We start from the raw sequence: 15,555 nt of genomic DNA, 5'->3' as shown, positions 1-15,555 counted from the left end.
GCCGTCCCGCCCGCCCGGTGTCTCCTTTGTCCGTGTCCGTGCCCGAACTCCGTGTCCGTGCGCAACTCCGCGTCCGTGCCCGAACCCCGTGACCCCGTCTGAATCAGCATTCGCCGACTACGTCTGAATCAGCACTCGCCTCGTTCACTCCTGCGTCTCTAGGTGGCTTCACCCATGTCTGCATCACCCGTCACATCACTCGCTCCGGACCCAAAGCGCTGGAAGGCCCTGGTCTTCATCGCGCTCGCCCAGCTGATGGTCGTCCTCGACGCGACCATCGTGAACATCGCGCTGCCCTCCGCCCAGGAGGACCTCGGCATATCCGAGGGCAACAAGCAGTGGGTCATCACGGCCTACGCCCTCGCCTTCGGCGGTCTGCTGCTCTTCGGCGGCCGCATCGCCGACCTCTGGGGCCGTAAGCGCACCTTCGTCACCGGTCTCATCGGCTTCGCCGCGGCCTCCGCGCTCGGCGGCGCCGCGACCGGCGAGGCGATGATGCTCGGCGCCCGCGCCCTCCAGGGCGTGTTCGGCGCGCTGCTCGCGCCCGCCGCGCTCTCCCTGCTCGCGGTGATGTTCACCGAGGCCAAGGAGCGCGCCAAGGCGTTCGGCATCTACGGTGCGATCGCCGGTGGCGGTGGCGCCGTCGGCCTGATCCTCGGCGGCTTCCTCACCGAGTACCTGAACTGGCGCTGGACGTTCTTCGTGAACATCCCCTTCGCGATCGTCGCCGCCGCCGGTGCCTACTTCGTGATCCGCGAGCCCGAGGGCGGCCGCAACCGCTCGCCGCTGGACATCCCCGGCGTGTTCCTGTCGACGCTCGGCCTGGTCGCGCTCGTCTACGGCTTCACCCGCGCCGAGTCCGAGGGCTGGTCGGACAGCGTGACCATCGCGATGTTCGTCGCGTCCGTCGTGCTCCTCGCCGCCTTCGTCCTCACCGAGGCCAAGGTCAAGCACCCGCTGCTCCCGCTGCGCGTCCTGACCGAGCGCAACCGCGGCGGCGTCTACCTGTCGCTCGGCCTGGCGATCATCTCGATGTTCGGCCTGTTCCTGTTCCTCACGTACTACCTCCAGATCGTGAAGGGCTACTCGCCGGTCAAGACGGGCTTCGCCTTCCTGCCGATGATCGCGGGCATGATCACGGGTTCCACGCAGATCGGCACCCGCCTGATGATCCGCGTGCCCCCGCGCTACCTGATGGCCCCGGGCTTCCTGGTCGCCGCCGTCGGCATGCTGCTCCTGACGCAGCTGGAGGTCGACACCTCGTACGCCGGTCTGATCATGCCCGCGCAGCTGCTGCTCGGCCTCGGCATGGGTACGGCGTTCATGCCCGCCATGTCGCTCGCCACGCACGGCGTCGAGCCGCGTGACGCCGGTGTCGCCTCCGCGATGGTCAACACCTCGCAGCAGGTCGGCGGCGCCATCGGCACGGCCCTCCTGAACACCATCGCGGCCTCCGCGACCACGGCGTACATCGAGGACCACGCGGCCTCCGCGACCACCCCGGCGGCGCAGAAGCTGCTCGCCGCGCAGTCCATGGTGGAGGGCTACACCGCCGCCATCTGGTGGGCGGTCGGCATCCTCGCCGCGTCCGCGGTGATCGCCGCCGTACTCATCAACACCGGCGCCCAGAACGGCCAGGCGGCCTCCGGCGACGGCGACGGCGTCGAGGACGAGGTGAAGATCCCGGTGGTGGCGCACTGACGCCCCCGCGCAGGGGCTGAACCGCCCTGGCGTCCGCACCCCGGCCGGGGTCAGCGGAGCCAGGGCAGGTCGGCCCCGGCCTCCTTCGGCTGAAGTCCCTCGGCGACGATCCGCATGATCTCGCCGAGGGACTTCTGCTGTTCCGGGGTGAGCCGGTCGAAGATGGCCTGGCGCACCGCCTCCACATGCCCCGGCGCGGTCTGCCGCAGCACCTCCTGGCCGTCCTCGGTCAGGATCGCGAACTGCCCGCGCTTGTCGGTCGGGCAGTTCTCGCGCCGCACCCAGCCGCTGCGTTCGAGCCGTGCGATCGCGTGCGAGAGCCGGGATCTGGTGATCTTGGAGTCGCGGGCCAGCTCCGTCATCCGCATCCGGCGGCGCGGCGCGGCCGAGAGCTGCACCAGGAGTCCGTAGTACAGATGGGGCATGCCCGCGTCGCGCTGGAGCTGACGGTCGAGGTAGTCCTCCAGGAGCGTGGAGGCGTGGATGTACGCGAGCCAGGTGCGCTGCTCCTCGCCGTCGAGCCAGCGCGGCCCGGCGGCGGCGCGCTCCCCGGCGGCGTCCGGTGCCTCGGTGGATGGCCTGTCCATGTAACCCACTGTACGAGCCTTTCCTGTGCTCCCGGCAGGGGTGTCCGCCGCCGGGGCGTGGTGAACGCGCTCAGAGGGCGGGCGGGTTGAGCTCCACGCCCCGCAGCGCGGCCGCGCGCGCCCGCTCGTCGCCGACGTCCAGGGCGGTGTCCGCGAACTTGATCGTGTGGTCGTCGCCGTGCGCCGCGGCCCGCGCGAAGACCTCGTCGAAGGTGCTGCGCCCGGCCTCGCCGTACGCGGTCCGCAGCTCGTCGGCGGGTGCCGGGGCCGCCGGGCCGTAGGCGGCGGTGACGGCGGCGCTCGCCGCCCAGGCCGCCGCCAGCGAGGCGGGCCACAGCGCGCGGGGGAGCGCGGGCAGGGCGCGCAGGACGGCGTTCGGCGCGGTCGCCGCGTGCACCAGCATGATCGGGTCGGTGTGGCCGTGGGTGGCGTACCGGTGCACGGCGGCGGTGACCAGGTCGCCGAGGCGGGCGCGCGCCGCGTCCGGGTCGGCGGCCGGGGCGGCGGGCCACACGGGCACGGAGGCCAGCTGCGCGAAGCGGTCCGGAAGGCCGCCGTCCTGCACCGGGATCCGCTCCACCGCGGCGAGCGCGGCGGCGGCACCGGCCGCGGCCGGCAGGGGGCGGGGCGCGCGCGGCGGCAGCGGGGTGTGCCGGGCCGCCCAGTAGCCGAGGCCGTGCGCCAGCTCGGCGACGCGGGGCGCGGTCTCCCCGCCCGGCGCGGTGAGGCCGCGCACGGCGTGCCCGACACGGATCACCGGGTGCGTGGAGCCGCCCGCGATGCCGGGAAGGAGCACCGGCCACCAGGCGGCGAGCACCTCGCGCCAGGGCCGCTCGGCCAGGGCGCGGGCGAAGTGGTCGATCCAGTCGGCGGCCCGGCGCGGGTCGCCGAGGGCCGCGCGCCAGTCGTCGTCGCCGATGGGGGCCACGCGCGCGGGCATGTCCTCCAGCTTGTGGCGGTAGTGGTCGAGCCAGCGGTGCACGGTGTGGGCCTGGCCGTTGTGCACCAGGGACTCGACGGCCATCGGGCCGTGGTTGGTGAGGCGCACGACCCGCTCGGGGCCGCTCGCGTGCAGGCGCTGGAGGGCTTCGTCGAGGACGCCGCCGGAGTCGGGGCCGGAACCGGATCCGGAGTCGGGGCCGGAACCGGAACGGGAACCGGAGCCGGGGGAGGGCGTGCCGGAGGTGCCGCTGATCTCGTTCATGGCGGCACGCTAGGCGCGCCGACCGGCCGCCAGGAACGGTCTGCGGAACTAGTCCCTCGGCCCTAGGGGCAGCTCGTACCAGGCCACGTCCCAGTAGCGGTGAAACTTCCGGCCGACTTCCGCGTACGTACCGATGTGCCGGAAACCGAACCGTTCGTGCAGCCGCACCGAGGCCGCGTTGGGCAGCGCGATGCCCGCGTAGGCCCGGTGCAGGTCCTCGCCCTCCAGGGCGGTGAACAGCGCGCGGTAGAGCAGGGTGCCGACGCCGCGCCCGGCCGCGCGCGGGTCGCAGTAGACGCTGACCTCCACGGAGGTCGCGTAGGCGGGCTTGGCGCGCAGCGGGCCCGATGTGGCATAGCCGAGAATGTCAGGTTTCCCCGGTTTGCCGACCTGGGCAACCATCAGGCGGTACGGGCCGTCTTTGGGGTGGGAGAGCAGCCAACGGCGTCTCTCTTCCGGCAGAAACGGGACGGTGTCGAATGTGACGGCTGTCTCACGGACGTAGTGGTTGTAGATCTCCGTGAGGGCCCCGAGATCCGCCTCGTCGCCGGGTCTGACCTGCACCTCTGTGAGTTCCTGCGCCACCCTGCCTCCCTGTGTGGCGGCACAGGGTACTGCATGGTCAGGAAAATGGACGCGCGGGTTGGGAATTCTGTCCGGATTCCAGTCGTTGTATCCATCGGATGCGGGGCACCTGGGAGGGTGTGCCGTCCACCACAGGTCCATACCGGACCGCCCGGCCCGCCCGCCACCACGGGTCCCCGCCGGACCGACCAGTGACAACCACGCAAGGGAGCACGCATGGCAACCCGTGCCGTCGCCCGTCGCAAGTCCGCCGACACCGGCGAGACCGACGCGGCACGCAGTGTTCGCGCTTCAGGCGGCGAGATCGCCGACCGCGACCTGGTCGGCATGTACCTCGACGAGATAGCGCGCACACCTCTGCTCGACGCCGCGAAGGAAGTCGAGCTGTCCCAGATCATCGAGGCGGGTGTCTACGCCGAGAAGATCCTCGCGGGCGAGGTCGAGGAGAAGTCGGCCGTGACCGCCTCCGAGGAGGAGCTGCGCGCCCTCGTCGCCGACGGCGAGCGCGCCAAGGACGTCTTCATCCGGTCGAACCTCCGCCTGGTGGTCGCCGTCGCCCGCCGCTATCCGCGCAGCGGCCTGCCCCTGCTCGACCTCATCCAGGAGGGCAACGCGGGCCTGGTCCGCGCGGTCGAGAAGTTCGACTACGCCAAGGGCTTCAAGTTCTCCACGTACGCGACCTGGTGGATCCGCCAGGCCATCACCCGCTCCATCGCCGACCAGTCCCGCACCATCCGGCTGCCCGTGCACCTGGTGGAGGAGCTCGGCCGGATCCGCCGCGTGCAGCGCGAGTTCAACCGCGAGCACGGCCGTGAGCCGGAGGCCACCGAGATCGCCGCCGAGCTGGCGTCGACCCCCGAGCGCGTCACGGACGTCCTCGACTGGGCCCGCGACCCCGTCTCGCTGAACATGCCGGTGGACGACCAGGGCGAGACCCAGTTCGGCGACCTCCTGGAGGACACCTCGGCGGTCTCCCCCGAGCAGTCCGTCCTCACGCTCCTTCGCAGCGAGGAGCTCGACGACCTCATCGGCCGCCTCGACCAGCGCACCGCCTCCATCATCAAGATGCGGTACGGCATCGACGACGGCCGCGAGCGCACGCTCACGGAGGTCGGCAAGGAGCACGGCCTGACCCGCGAGCGCATCCGCCAGATAGAGAAGCACGCCCTGCTCGAACTGAAGAAGCTGGCGCGCGACACGGGCTTCGACGCGGCGGCCTAGGCCCGGGGGCCCGCCGCCGAGCGGCACCGGGCGGGCCCGCCCCGCCCGCGCCCGGCCCCGCGCGACCGCGACCCAGGCCCTGCTCCGGCGCCGCCCTGCTCTGCCCTGGCCTTGTCCGCCCCGGCCCCGACCCGCGGCGCCGGGCCTCAGCGTCCGGTCCGGTCCACCGCCGTACTGAACCGACGCCCCAGGTCCCGTACGCGGGACACCAGCTGCTCGGGCCCGTGCACCGTGAAGTCGCACTCGACCCAGACGAGCCGGCCCGCCACCCACTCCACGGGCTCGGTCACCGTCCCGCGCAGCCGGCAGCGGTCCTCGCCGACCGCGGCCAGCTCACCCAGGGCGGCGGGCAGCCGCCCCCGCACCCGGTCCAGCGGAGCGTGGAACTCCACGTCCACCTCGTACGCCGAGGACTCCGGCCGCCGCGCCAGCACGCTGCGGCGCACATAGGCGTCCGCGCTCCCGCCCGGCAGCATCCGCGGCGCGAACCGCACCGCCGTGGGGAACGGCTCCGTCACCCGGTCCACGCGGAACGTGCGCCAGTCCTGCCGCTCCAGGTCGAACGCGACCAGGTACCAGCGCCGCCCCGTGGACACCAGCCGGTGCGGCTCGGTCAGGCGCCTCGACGGGGTGCCGTCCTTGGCCTCGTAGGCGAACCGCAGCTGTTCGTGCGCGGCCGTCGCCGACGCGATCACCGTCAGCGTCTCCGGCGCGATCCGCGCCCCGTCCCCGCTGGTCAGCGACATCGTCGCGGCGCCCAGGGCGGACACCCGGTGGCGCAGCCGGGACGGCAGGACCTGCTCCAGCTTGGCGAGCGCCCGCACCGACGCCTCCTCGACGCCCTCGACGGCGTGCCCGGCCCCGGCGCGCAGCCCCACCGCGATGGCCACGGCCTCCTCGTCGTCCAGGACGAGGGGCGGCATCGCCTTGCCCGCGACGAGCCGGTAGCCGCCGCTGGAGCCCTGCGTGGCCCGCACGGGATAGCCGAGCTCCCGCAGCCGGTCGACGTCCCTGCGCACCGTGCGGCGCGAGACCCCGAGGCGCCCGGCGAGCTCGCCGCCGGGCCATTCGCGGGGGGTCTGGAGCAGCGAGAGCAGCTGAAGGAGCCGTGCCGGTGTGTCCGTGGTCATGGGGTCTCCCGCCGCCGTGGTCGTGCGTCCGCCGGGAACCGAGCGCCGGGAACGTGATCCCATGGTCCCGGAGAACTAGGTCATGAGCTGACCTATACGGCCTCTAGCCTCACGGCATGACTTCTCCCAGCACCCCCACCGCGGCTGCTCCGTCCCCGGAGACACCGTCCGACCGCCGTCGGTGGTTCGCCCTCGCGATCGTGATGACGGCCGCCTTCATGGACCTCGTCGACGTGACGATCGTGAACATCGCGATCCCCTCCATCCAGCGGGACGCGGGCGCCACGTTCAGCCAGATCCAGTGGATCACCGCCGGATACGCGCTCGCGCTCGGCGCGGGCCTCATCACCGGCGGACGGCTCGGCGACATCTACGGCCGCAAGAAGATATTCCTCATCGGCATCACGGGCTTCACCGTCGCCTCGGCGCTGTGCGGCTTCGCCGCGAACCCGGAGATGCTGGTCGCGTCCCGCATCCTCCAGGGCTCGATGGCCGCGCTGATGGTGCCGCAGGTCCTCTCGATCGTGCACGCCACGTTCCCCGCGCACGAGCGCGGCAAGGTCTTCGGCCTGTTCGGCATGGTGGTGGGCCTCGGCGCGGTGTCCGGGCCGCTGCTCGGCGCGCTCCTGACGGAGTGGAACCTCTTCGGTCTCGAATGGCGCCCGATCTTCCTCATCAACCTGCCGGTCGGCATCGCGGGCCTGCTGCTCGGGCGGAAGTTCATCACCGAGTCCAAGGCGCCGCGCGCGCTGCGGCTCGACCTCGTCGGCGTCGTCCTGGTCACCGCCGGTCTGCTGATGCTCCTGTACCCGCTGACGCGCGGCCGCGAGCTGGGCTGGCCGCTGTGGGGCTACGCGATGATGGCGGGCGCGGTCGTCGTGTTCGGCGTGCTCGTCGCCTACGAGCGGCGCAAGGCCGCCCGGGACGGTTCGCCGCTCGTGGAGCTGTCCCTGTTCAAGGTGCGCAGCTTCGCCGCGGGCATCGCCGTGCAGACCGTGTTCGGCGTCTCGCTCGGCATCTTCTTCCTCGTCTGGACCATGTACATGCAGGTCGGCCTCGGCTGGAGCGAGCTGCGCGCGGGCCTGACCGGTGTGCCCTTCTCCATCGCCGTCTCCGTCGCCGCGGGCCTCTCCGTGCAGAAGCTGGTGCCGCGCTTCGGCCGCAAGGTCCTCCAGGCGGGTGCCCTGCTGATGGCCGCGGGCGTCCTCATCTACATCTGGGAGTCCGACCGGTACGGCGCGGACATCGCGCCCTGGCAGATGGCGCTCCCCCTCGTGGTGATGGGCCTCGGCATGGGCCTCATCGTGGCCCCGCTGACGGACGCGGTGCTCTCCGAGGTCCCGCGCGAGCACGCGGGCTCCGCGTCCGGCCTCATCAACACCGTGCAGCAGATGGGCAACGCGCTCGGGCTCGGCCTGGTGTCCGTGGTCTTCTTCGGCGTCATGGACGAGAACGTGGTGCCGCGGCAGGTCGCCGCGGAGTTCGCCCACGGGTTCCAGAACGCGCTGTGGTGGGTGTTCGGCGTCCTCGCCGTCATCTTCCTGCTGATGCTGGGGCTGCCGCGCCGCCCCGCGCAGCACGTGGAGGGCGCGGAGGCCCCTGAGGAGACCACCCCCGAGGACCGCGAGCCGGCCCTCGCCTCCTGAGGCCCCTCCGGGGGGCGGGCGCTGGGCCCGCTCCCCGGAACGGGTGCCCCCCCCGCTAGGTCCCCCCCAAGGCCCCGCCAAGTCCGCTCCGGGCTCCGGCGGGGCCCGTTTGTGTCCACATGATGCCCGATCCTGTTTACTTCCATCCGGAGGGTCCGTACGATCCAAGAGAACCCACACACCCGGGCACAAGCAGGAGGCCCCGAGCCATGTACGCGCCAGAGCGGCAGCAGGAGATCCTGCGCCTGGCCAGAGCGGGCGGCCGCGTCGACGTCCTCTCGCTCGCCGCCGAGTTCCAGGTCACCGCCGAGACCATCCGCCGCGACCTGAAGGCCCTGGACCGCGCGGGCCTGCTCCGCCGCGTGCACGGCGGCGCGATCCCGGCGGGCCGCCTGGACTTCGAGCCGGACCTCGCCGAGCGCGAGGGCACCGCCGCCGACGAGAAGGACCGCATCGCCCGCGCCGCCCTCACCGAACTCCCCGCCGAGGGCACCGGCACGGTCATCCTCGACGCGGGCTCCACCGTCGCCCGCCTGGCCGCGCAGCTCCCCCTGGAGTCCGCCCTCACCGCGGTCACCCACAGCCTGCCCACCGCCGCCCGCCTCGCCGACCACCCGGGCATCCAGCTCCACCTGGTCGGCGGCCGCGTGCGACACCGCACCCGCGCCGCCGTGGACGCCTGGTCCCTGCGCGCGTACGCCGAGATCCGCGCCGACGTCCTCTTCCTCGCCGCGAACGGCTTCTCGGCCGCGCACGGCCTCACCACCCCCGACCTCGCCGAGGCCGCCGTCAAGCGCGCCGCCGTCGCCGCCGCCCGCCGCGTCGTCCTGCTCGCCGACAGCGGCAAGTACGGCCAGGAGCACTTCGCCCGCTTCGGCGACCTCACCGACGTGGACCTGCTGATCACGGACACGGGCCTCAGCCCCGACGACGCCGCCGCCATCGAGCGCGCGGGCACGGAAGTGGTGCGCGCATGATCCTCACCGTCACCCCGAACCCCTCCCTCGACCGCGCCTACGACGTCCCCGCCCTCACCCGCGGCGCCGTCGTCCGCGCCACCGGTGACCGCATGGACCCGGGCGGCAAGGGGGTCAACGTCTCCCGCGCGGTCGCCGCCGCGGGCGTGCCCACCCTCGCCGTCCTCCCGCTCGGCGGCGCCCCCGGCGCCCTCGTCGCCCAGCTCCTCGACGAGCAGGGCATCGACGTCGCCCCGGTCCCGGTCACCGGCCCCACCCGCTCGAACATCTCCGTGGCCGAACCGGACGGCACCCTCACGAAGATCAACGCCCCCGGGCCCGAGCTCACCGCGGCGGAGGGCGAGGCCCTGCTCGCCGCCGTCGCCGCGCACTCCGCCCGCGCCGACTGGATCGCCTGCTGCGGCAGCCTCCCGCGCGGCCTTCCCCCGTCCTGGTACGCGGACCTGGCCGACCGCTGCCACGCCACCGGGGCCCGGATCGCCCTCGACACCTCGGGCCCGGCCCTCCTCGCCGCCCTCGCGGGGCGCCCGGACGTCGTCAAGCCCAACGCCGCGGAGCTCGCCGAGGCCGTCGGCCGCCCCCTCGCGACCGTCGGCGACGCCCTCAAGGCCGCCGACGAACTGCGCGAGCGCGGCGCCCGCGCCGTCCTCGCCAGCCTCGGCGCCGACGGCCAACTCCTCGTCGACGACTCGGGCACGTACTTCGGGCACGCCCGCGTCGACGCCGTACGCAGCGACGTGGGTGCGGGCGACAGCTCCCTCGCCGGGCTCCTCGTCGCGGGCGGCACCGGGCCGCGCGCCCTGGCCGCCGCCGTCGCGCACGGCGCCGCCGCGGTGCAGCTGCCCGGCAGCCTCATGCCCACCCCGTCCGACCTCGTCCCGGACGCCGTCACCGTCACCGACCGGGTCCCGCTCGACCTGGCCCTGACGGAGCCCGCGCCCTGACCCTCTCCTGACCGGGCCCACGGCCTGACCCCGTCCTGGCTGAGCCCGCGTCCTGACCCCGTCCCGACGGAGCCCGCGGCCTGACCCCGTCCTGACCGGGCCCACGGCCTGGCTCCGTCCCGACGGAGCCCGCGCCCCTGACCGGGCCCGCCGCCTGACCCCGTCTCCGCCCCCGTCCCGTCCCCGTCCCCGTCCCCTTCCTCGCCCGTGTCCCCGGGCAGTCCGCGCGCAAAGGAGCCCGCGATGAGCGAGAACCACGCCATGATCACCGCGGAGTTGGTCGATCTCGACCTCGACAGGACCGCCACCACCAAGGAGGCGGCGGCCCGCACCCTCGCCGAGCGCATGGTGGCCCTCGGCCGCGTCACCGACCTGGACGGCTTCCTCGCCGACGTGGCCGCCCGCGAGGCCCAGATGCCCACCGGCCTCGACGGCGGCATCGGCATCCCGCACTGCCGCAGCGCCCACGTCACCGAGCCCACCCTGGCCTTCGGCCGCAGCGCGGCGGGCATCGACTTCGGCGCCCCCGACGGCCCCGCCGACCTCGTCTTCCTCATCGCGGCCCCCACCGGCGCGGACGACGCCCATCTGACGATCCTGTCCTCCCTGGCACGGCAGTTGATGGACGAACAGTTCACGGCGGCCCTGCGCGCCGTGACCTCGGCGGCGGACGCGGCGGCGCTGGTCTCCGGGGACCTGGCCGCGGACACGGCCCCCGGCGCCGAGCCACCGGACACGGGGGCGGAGGGGGAGGGGGAGCCGGAGGACGGCGCCGACCGCTTCCGCATCGTCGCCGTCACCTCCTGCCCCACCGGCATCGCCCACACCTACATGGCCGCCGAGGCGCTGGAGAACGCCGCCCGCGAGGCCGGCGTCGAGCTGACCGTCGAGACCCAGGGCTCCGCGGGCTTCACCCGCCTCGACCCCGAGACCGTCGAGCGGGCCGACGCGGTGATCTTCGCCCACGACGTCCCCGTACGGGACAAGTCCCGCTTCGCGGGCAAGCCCACCGTCGACGTCGGCGTCAAGGCGGGCATCAGCCGCCCCGCCGCACTCATCGCCGAAGCGCGGGAGAAGGCCGCCCGCGGCGAGGCCACGGCCCCGGCCCGCCCGAGTCCGGTGGACGGCGCGGGCGACAGCGGCGACAGCTACGCCACCAAGCTGCGCAAGTGGCTGATGTCCGGCGTCAGCTACATGGTGCCGTTCGTCGCCGCGGGCGGCCTCCTCATCGCGCTCGGCTTCGCCATCGGCGGCTGGAAGATCGACAAGGCCCCGTCCGTCGCGGAGCACTTCGTCTGGACCGACCACACCAGCTGGGCGGCCCTGCTCTTCCAGACCGGCGGCCTCGCCTTCGCCTTCCTGGTGCCCGTCCTCGCGGGCTACATCGCGTACGGCATGGCCGACCGGCCGGGCCTCGTACCGGGCTTCGTCGGCGGTTCGGTCGCCGTCACCATCAAGGCGGGCTTCCTCGGCGGCATCGCGGCCGGTCTGCTCGCGGGCGCCGTGGTCATGGGCATCCAGCGGATCCGCATCCCCGCAGTGCTGCGCGGCATCATGCCGGTGGTGGTGATCCCGCTGGTCTCCGCCGCGGTCGTCGGCTTCCTGATGTTCCTCGTCGTCGGCAAGCCCATCGCCTCGCTGCAGAGCGCCCTGACCGACTGGCTGGAGGGACTGTCCGGCGCCAACGCCGTCATCCTGGGCGTGATCCTCGGCCTGATGATGTGCTTCGACCTCGGCGGCCCGCTCAACAAGGTCGCGTACGCCTTCGCCGTCGGCGGCCTCACCCACCCCACCGACGGCTCGCTGAAGGTGATGGCAGCCGTGATGGCCGCGGGCATGGTGCCGCCGCTCGCCATGGCGCTCGCGACGACCGTCCGGGGCCGCCTCTTCACCCGGACCGAGCGGGAGAACGGCAAGGCGGCCTGGTTCCTCGGCGCCTCCTTCATCACCGAGGGCGCGATCCCCTTCGCGGCCGCGGACCCGTTGCGCGTCATCCCCGCGTCGATGGCGGGCGGCGCGGTCACGGGCGCCCTGTCGATGGCGTTCGGCTGCACGCTGCGCGCCCCGCACGGCGGTGTCTTCGTGGTGCCGCTGATCGGCCGGCCGCTGCTGTACCTGCTCGCGATCGCCGCTGGCGTCTGCGTGTCGACGGCCGTGGTGGTGCTGCTCAAGAGCGCCCGGAAGACGGCCGTCACCCCCGAACGGGACGCGGCGGACGAGCCACGGGTTCCGGTCGCCGTCTGATCGGACGTTCCCCGGCCCCCCTCGCGTGGGCATACTGCTGGTACTGCGGCATGGGCGCCCGGGACACGGGCCACACCCGTGGGGGCCACCATGAGTCAGCTTCAGCAGAGCCACCTCAGCAGCCTGCTCGGCATGGTCACCGAACTCACCGAGCAGGCGCGGGCCGGCCTCGGCCGGCCCTCGGAGGCCGACCGCGTCTTTCTCGCCGTCTACTCCGGCTTCCTCATCGAGACCGGCGCGGGCATCCGCTGGCTGCTCGAACCCTCCCTGATCGAGTACGCCGCGCACGCCGTCCGCCGCCAGGCCCCCGCCGCCAGCCCGGCCCGCGCCGACGTCGCTTCCCGACTGCTCGCCACCCTGTGGGCATCCTGCCTGCTCGCGGGCGTCGACACCGAGGACTGGGACCTGGAGGCCCCCGAACTCCCCGCGATCTGCGTCCGCATGGCGGGCCTGGTCACCGGCGAGCGCGAACCGGAATCCTGACGCCCGGATCCGCCCCGCCCGATGGGAGATGCGTCACTTCAAGGCCAAAGTCCCATAAACGCCCCTGTTGTTAGGCTGGCGGCTGTTGTCTACTGAGCGGCATGTTCGACGGTGCTTCGATCGTTCAGCAGACAAGTGTGGCGCTGTTCGCCGCCGTGACCACCCTCTGGGCCGTGACCTTCCTGCGGCTGCGCCGCGGCCGCGAGGCCGGACCACAGATCTCGGGCGCGGGCGGTCCCGCGCTGCGCTCACTGCCCGTCCAGTCGGGTCCGCCGGGCGCGGAGTCCGTGCAGCTGACGGCGGCCGAGCGGGCTGCTTTCGCCGGTCTGGTCCGGCAGTTCGGCAAGGGCCGCGACCAGGCCTGAGCCGCAGGTGCGGTCGCGGCCGGAGGCTCGGGCGCGGGTGCGCCCGGGCGGCTAGCGGCTGCGCGTCACCGGGAACGCCCGGGCCCGCCGCTCCATCGCCGCGCGGGCCGCGCGCTCGCTCACATACACCTCGCACATGTGGCGGCCGTCGGTCGTCGCCGTGTGCTCGACCTCCCACAGGCTGACTTCCGAGCCGTCGAAGAGCAGGAAGGCGTGCTCGTACAGCGAGAAGCCGAGCCGGGCCTCGCCGGTGAGGCCCGAGCGGCCGAAGGCCTGGGTGATCTGGTGGGCGAAGGCCGCGCGCAGCAGTCGCGCCATGTCCTCGCCGGGGCGGTCCACGCTCGCCGGGTTCTCGGCGCGGCGCAGCAGCCTGCGCGCGTGGTCGGCCGAGTCGTCCGGCACGTACGTGCGCCGCGGTCAGCTGGAGGACGACCGGCAGGTCCCTGGCGGGGGTGTCGGGCGGTAACGGAAGGCGCGCGGTGGCGACTCCGGCCTCCTCCTCGTCCAGATACAGCTCGTACTGGGCCTGGCTGCCGGGGCCCGCGTTGTGCACGAGCTCCCAGAGGGTGAGCGCGCTGCCGTCGGCGAGCAGCCAGGTGTGGCGGTACGTCTCGCGGTGCAGGCCCGCGCTGTGGTGCGCGGAGTGCAGCGAGCTGTCATAGGCCAGGGACCGCTCCAGGCGCCGGACGGCTTCGTCCGGCAGGTCGAAGGAGTTCAGCGCGCGGCTGAGCAGTCGCTCGAGGTGCTCCTCTGGAGTAAGGGGCTCGGGCGACTCAGGTGGTTCGTACGCTGTCTCGTACGGAACGCTCACGGATACTCCCGGATGCTTCCGGCGTTGCTGCATGTCACCTTGTGCGTGCATACCGTAGCCCCTGGGTCCGACATCATGTCCGGGAACAGGAAAACGATCGAGCCGCACGGCAAGTTCCCGTGCGGCTCGCTCCGTTGAGGCCTCGAGTGCGCCGTTCGGGGCGCCACGCGCGCCCCTTTTGTGGCGGTGTCCCTCAGGCCCGTGTCACTCGGCGCCGGCCGCCGTCCACTGGCTCCACGACATGTTCCAGCCGTTCAGGCCGTTGTCGGGGGCGATGGTCTTGTCCGGCGAACCCTTGACCGTCACGATGTCACCGATCAGCGAGTTGTCGTAGAACCACTTGCCCATCGTGTCGCCCTGCGCCCCTTGCACATCCTGGAGCCCCACACAGCCGTGGCTGGTATTGGTGCTACCGAAGATGGAGGGCGAGCTCCAGTAATTGCCGTGGATGAAGGTGCCGGACGTCGAGAGACGCATGGCGTGCGGCACGTCCTTGATGTCGTACTCGCCGCCGAAGCCCACCGTCGAGCCGTTCATCCGCGTCTGGACGAACTTCTCGGAGATCACCATCTGGCCGTTGTACGTGGGGTTCTGCGGGCTGCCCGCGGAGATCGGGACGGACTTGAGGACCTTGCCGTCCCGCTCGACCGTCATCTTCTTGGCGCCCACGTCGACCGTGGAGACCTGCTTGCGGCCGATGGTGAAGGTGACCGTCTTGTTCTGGACGCCGGTGATGCCGTTGCCGCCCTTCACGCCGTCCAGGGCGATCTTCATCGTGACCTTGGAGCCGGCCTTCCAGTACTCCTGCGGCCGGAAGTCCAGGCGCTGGTTGCCGAACCAGTGGCCGACGACCTTCTGCCCGCTGCTGGACGTGACCGTGATGTGCGACTGCACGTCCTTCTTGTTGGTGATCGCCTTGTCGAAGTTGAACGACACCGGCATGCCGACGCCGACGGTGGTGCCGCCGTCCGGCGCGTACGAACCGATGAAGCTGTTCGCCGACGACACCGTCGTGAACGTCGCGTTCTCCGTCGCCGGGCGGCCGTCGCCGTCCTTGGCGTTGGCGGTGACCTTGTACTTCGTGCCGCGCTCCAGCTGGGCCTTGGGCTTCCAGGTGCTGCCGTCGGCGGATATGGAGCCCTCGACCGCGGCGCCGGACGTCACCTGCGTCATCTTCACGCCGGTCAGCTTGCCGTCCTTGACCTTCACGCCGGTGGCGTTGATCGAGGCGTCGGTCGCGCCGTCCTTGGAGGAGATGGATATCTGGGCGCCGGACGCGTCCTTGGCCGCCCCCGACTTCTTGTCGTCCTTGGCGTCGGCGTCACCGCCGCAGGCCGTCAGGGTCAGCGCGCCGACCGCTGCGAGCGCGGCGGTCGCCAGCATGACCCGCCGACGGCGACGGGGCTGAGGCTGCGCTGCAATGTCCGGCGTTGTCACGGGCTGCTCCCATTCGGTCTGCGTTCAGCACGTTCTTGGTATGTACGTGGTCTGATCCAGTACGGGTAAAGAGTCGACTGGTCGAGAATTGGTTCCGGGGCACGGGTGTGAGCGCTGGCACATGGCTGCGCCCGCGGCTGTTCTCAAGGTCCTTCGGTTTGGCGGTAGTTGATGAGGTTGCTGCCTATATATGGGGCTTCGCCCCTTTCCCCCTTTGTTG

At 72.6% G+C, this 15,555-nt stretch carries 13 protein-coding genes and 1 pseudogene; 8 read left to right on the top strand and 6 right to left on the bottom strand.

Annotation, left to right across the window (positions count from 1 at the left end; genetic code table 11):
• Window positions 1–174 precede the first annotated feature (174 nt).
• Window positions 175–1,701, top strand: a complete 1,527-nt coding sequence (locus tag C9F11_RS17760) for an MFS transporter (RefSeq protein WP_138960226.1) — start codon at window positions 175–177, stop codon at window positions 1,699–1,701.
• A 50-nt stretch (window positions 1,702–1,751) separates the two neighbouring features.
• Here the strand turns inward: C9F11_RS17760 and C9F11_RS17755 are convergent, their stop codons facing one another.
• The 3 genes from C9F11_RS17755 to C9F11_RS17745 form a co-directional block, all read right to left on the bottom strand.
• The gene (locus C9F11_RS17755) at window positions 1,752–2,288 is read right to left on the bottom strand and encodes a MarR family transcriptional regulator (protein ID WP_138960225.1); all 537 of its coding nucleotides are present in this window, start codon (window positions 2,286–2,288) and stop codon (window positions 1,752–1,754) included.
• A 70-nt stretch (window positions 2,289–2,358) separates the two neighbouring features.
• Window positions 2,359–3,492, bottom strand: a complete 1,134-nt coding sequence (locus C9F11_RS17750; protein ID WP_138960224.1) for a questin oxidase family protein — start codon at window positions 3,490–3,492, stop codon at window positions 2,359–2,361.
• 48 nt (window positions 3,493–3,540) lie between these two features.
• Window positions 3,541–4,077: a GNAT family N-acetyltransferase gene (locus C9F11_RS17745; RefSeq protein ID WP_249401768.1), complete on the bottom strand. Its 537-nt coding sequence runs from the start codon at window positions 4,075–4,077 to the stop codon at window positions 3,541–3,543.
• Window positions 4,078–4,293: 216 nt separating this feature from the next.
• Here C9F11_RS17745 and C9F11_RS17740 point away from each other — a divergent pair, with 216 nt between their 5' ends.
• A complete protein-coding gene (locus tag C9F11_RS17740) occupies window positions 4,294–5,298 on the top strand; it encodes a sigma-70 family RNA polymerase sigma factor (RefSeq protein ID WP_138960222.1) in 1,005 nt (334 codons plus the stop codon).
• Between the two features lie 146 nt (window positions 5,299–5,444).
• On the opposite strand, the gene C9F11_RS17735 is transcribed toward C9F11_RS17740, so the two are convergent.
• Window positions 5,445–6,428, bottom strand: coding sequence for a WYL domain-containing protein (locus C9F11_RS17735; protein ID WP_138960221.1), 984 nt, complete (start codon window positions 6,426–6,428; stop codon window positions 5,445–5,447).
• Between the two features lie 116 nt (window positions 6,429–6,544).
• Here C9F11_RS17735 and C9F11_RS17730 point away from each other — a divergent pair, with 116 nt between their 5' ends.
• The 6 genes from C9F11_RS17730 (at window position 6,545) to C9F11_RS17705 (ending at window position 13,087) form a co-directional block, all read left to right on the top strand.
• Window positions 6,545–8,074, top strand: a complete 1,530-nt coding sequence (locus C9F11_RS17730; protein ID WP_138960220.1) for an MFS transporter — start codon at window positions 6,545–6,547, stop codon at window positions 8,072–8,074.
• Between the two features lie 209 nt (window positions 8,075–8,283).
• Window positions 8,284–9,051, top strand: a complete 768-nt coding sequence (locus tag C9F11_RS17725) for a DeoR/GlpR family DNA-binding transcription regulator (protein ID WP_138960219.1) — start codon at window positions 8,284–8,286, stop codon at window positions 9,049–9,051.
• Complete coding sequence (gene pfkB, locus C9F11_RS17720; RefSeq protein WP_138960218.1) at window positions 9,048–9,995, top strand: 1-phosphofructokinase; 948 nt, start codon at window positions 9,048–9,050, stop codon at window positions 9,993–9,995. Before C9F11_RS17725 ends, pfkB begins: the two co-directional genes overlap by 4 nt.
• Before the next feature lie 243 nt (window positions 9,996–10,238).
• A complete protein-coding gene (locus C9F11_RS17715) occupies window positions 10,239–12,239 on the top strand; it encodes a fructose-specific PTS transporter subunit EIIC (protein ID WP_138960217.1) in 2,001 nt (666 codons plus the stop codon).
• A gap of 90 nt (window positions 12,240–12,329) precedes the next feature.
• Window positions 12,330–12,722 carry a hypothetical protein gene (locus tag C9F11_RS17710; protein ID WP_138960216.1) on the top strand — a complete coding sequence of 131 codons (393 nt, stop codon included), beginning with the start codon at window positions 12,330–12,332 and terminating at the stop codon, window positions 12,720–12,722.
• A gap of 101 nt (window positions 12,723–12,823) precedes the next feature.
• Window positions 12,824–13,087, top strand: a complete 264-nt coding sequence (locus C9F11_RS17705) for a hypothetical protein (RefSeq protein WP_138960215.1) — start codon at window positions 12,824–12,826, stop codon at window positions 13,085–13,087.
• Window positions 13,088–13,138: 51 nt separating this feature from the next.
• Here C9F11_RS17705 and C9F11_RS17700 read toward each other — a convergent pair.
• A pseudogene (locus C9F11_RS17700) lies at window positions 13,139–13,898 on the bottom strand (DUF6227 family protein).
• Window positions 13,899–14,102: 204 nt separating this feature from the next.
• Entirely contained in the window at window positions 14,103–15,335 is a 1,233-nt protein-coding gene (locus tag C9F11_RS17695; protein WP_138960214.1) for an Ig-like domain-containing protein, read from the bottom strand.
• Window positions 15,336–15,555 lie beyond the last annotated feature (220 nt).

Origin of the sequence: Streptomyces sp. YIM 121038 (assembly GCF_006088715.1) — a bacterium.
Lineage (GTDB): Bacteria > Actinomycetota > Actinomycetes > Streptomycetales > Streptomycetaceae > Streptomyces.
This window is presented reverse-complemented; position numbering and strand designations above follow the sequence as displayed.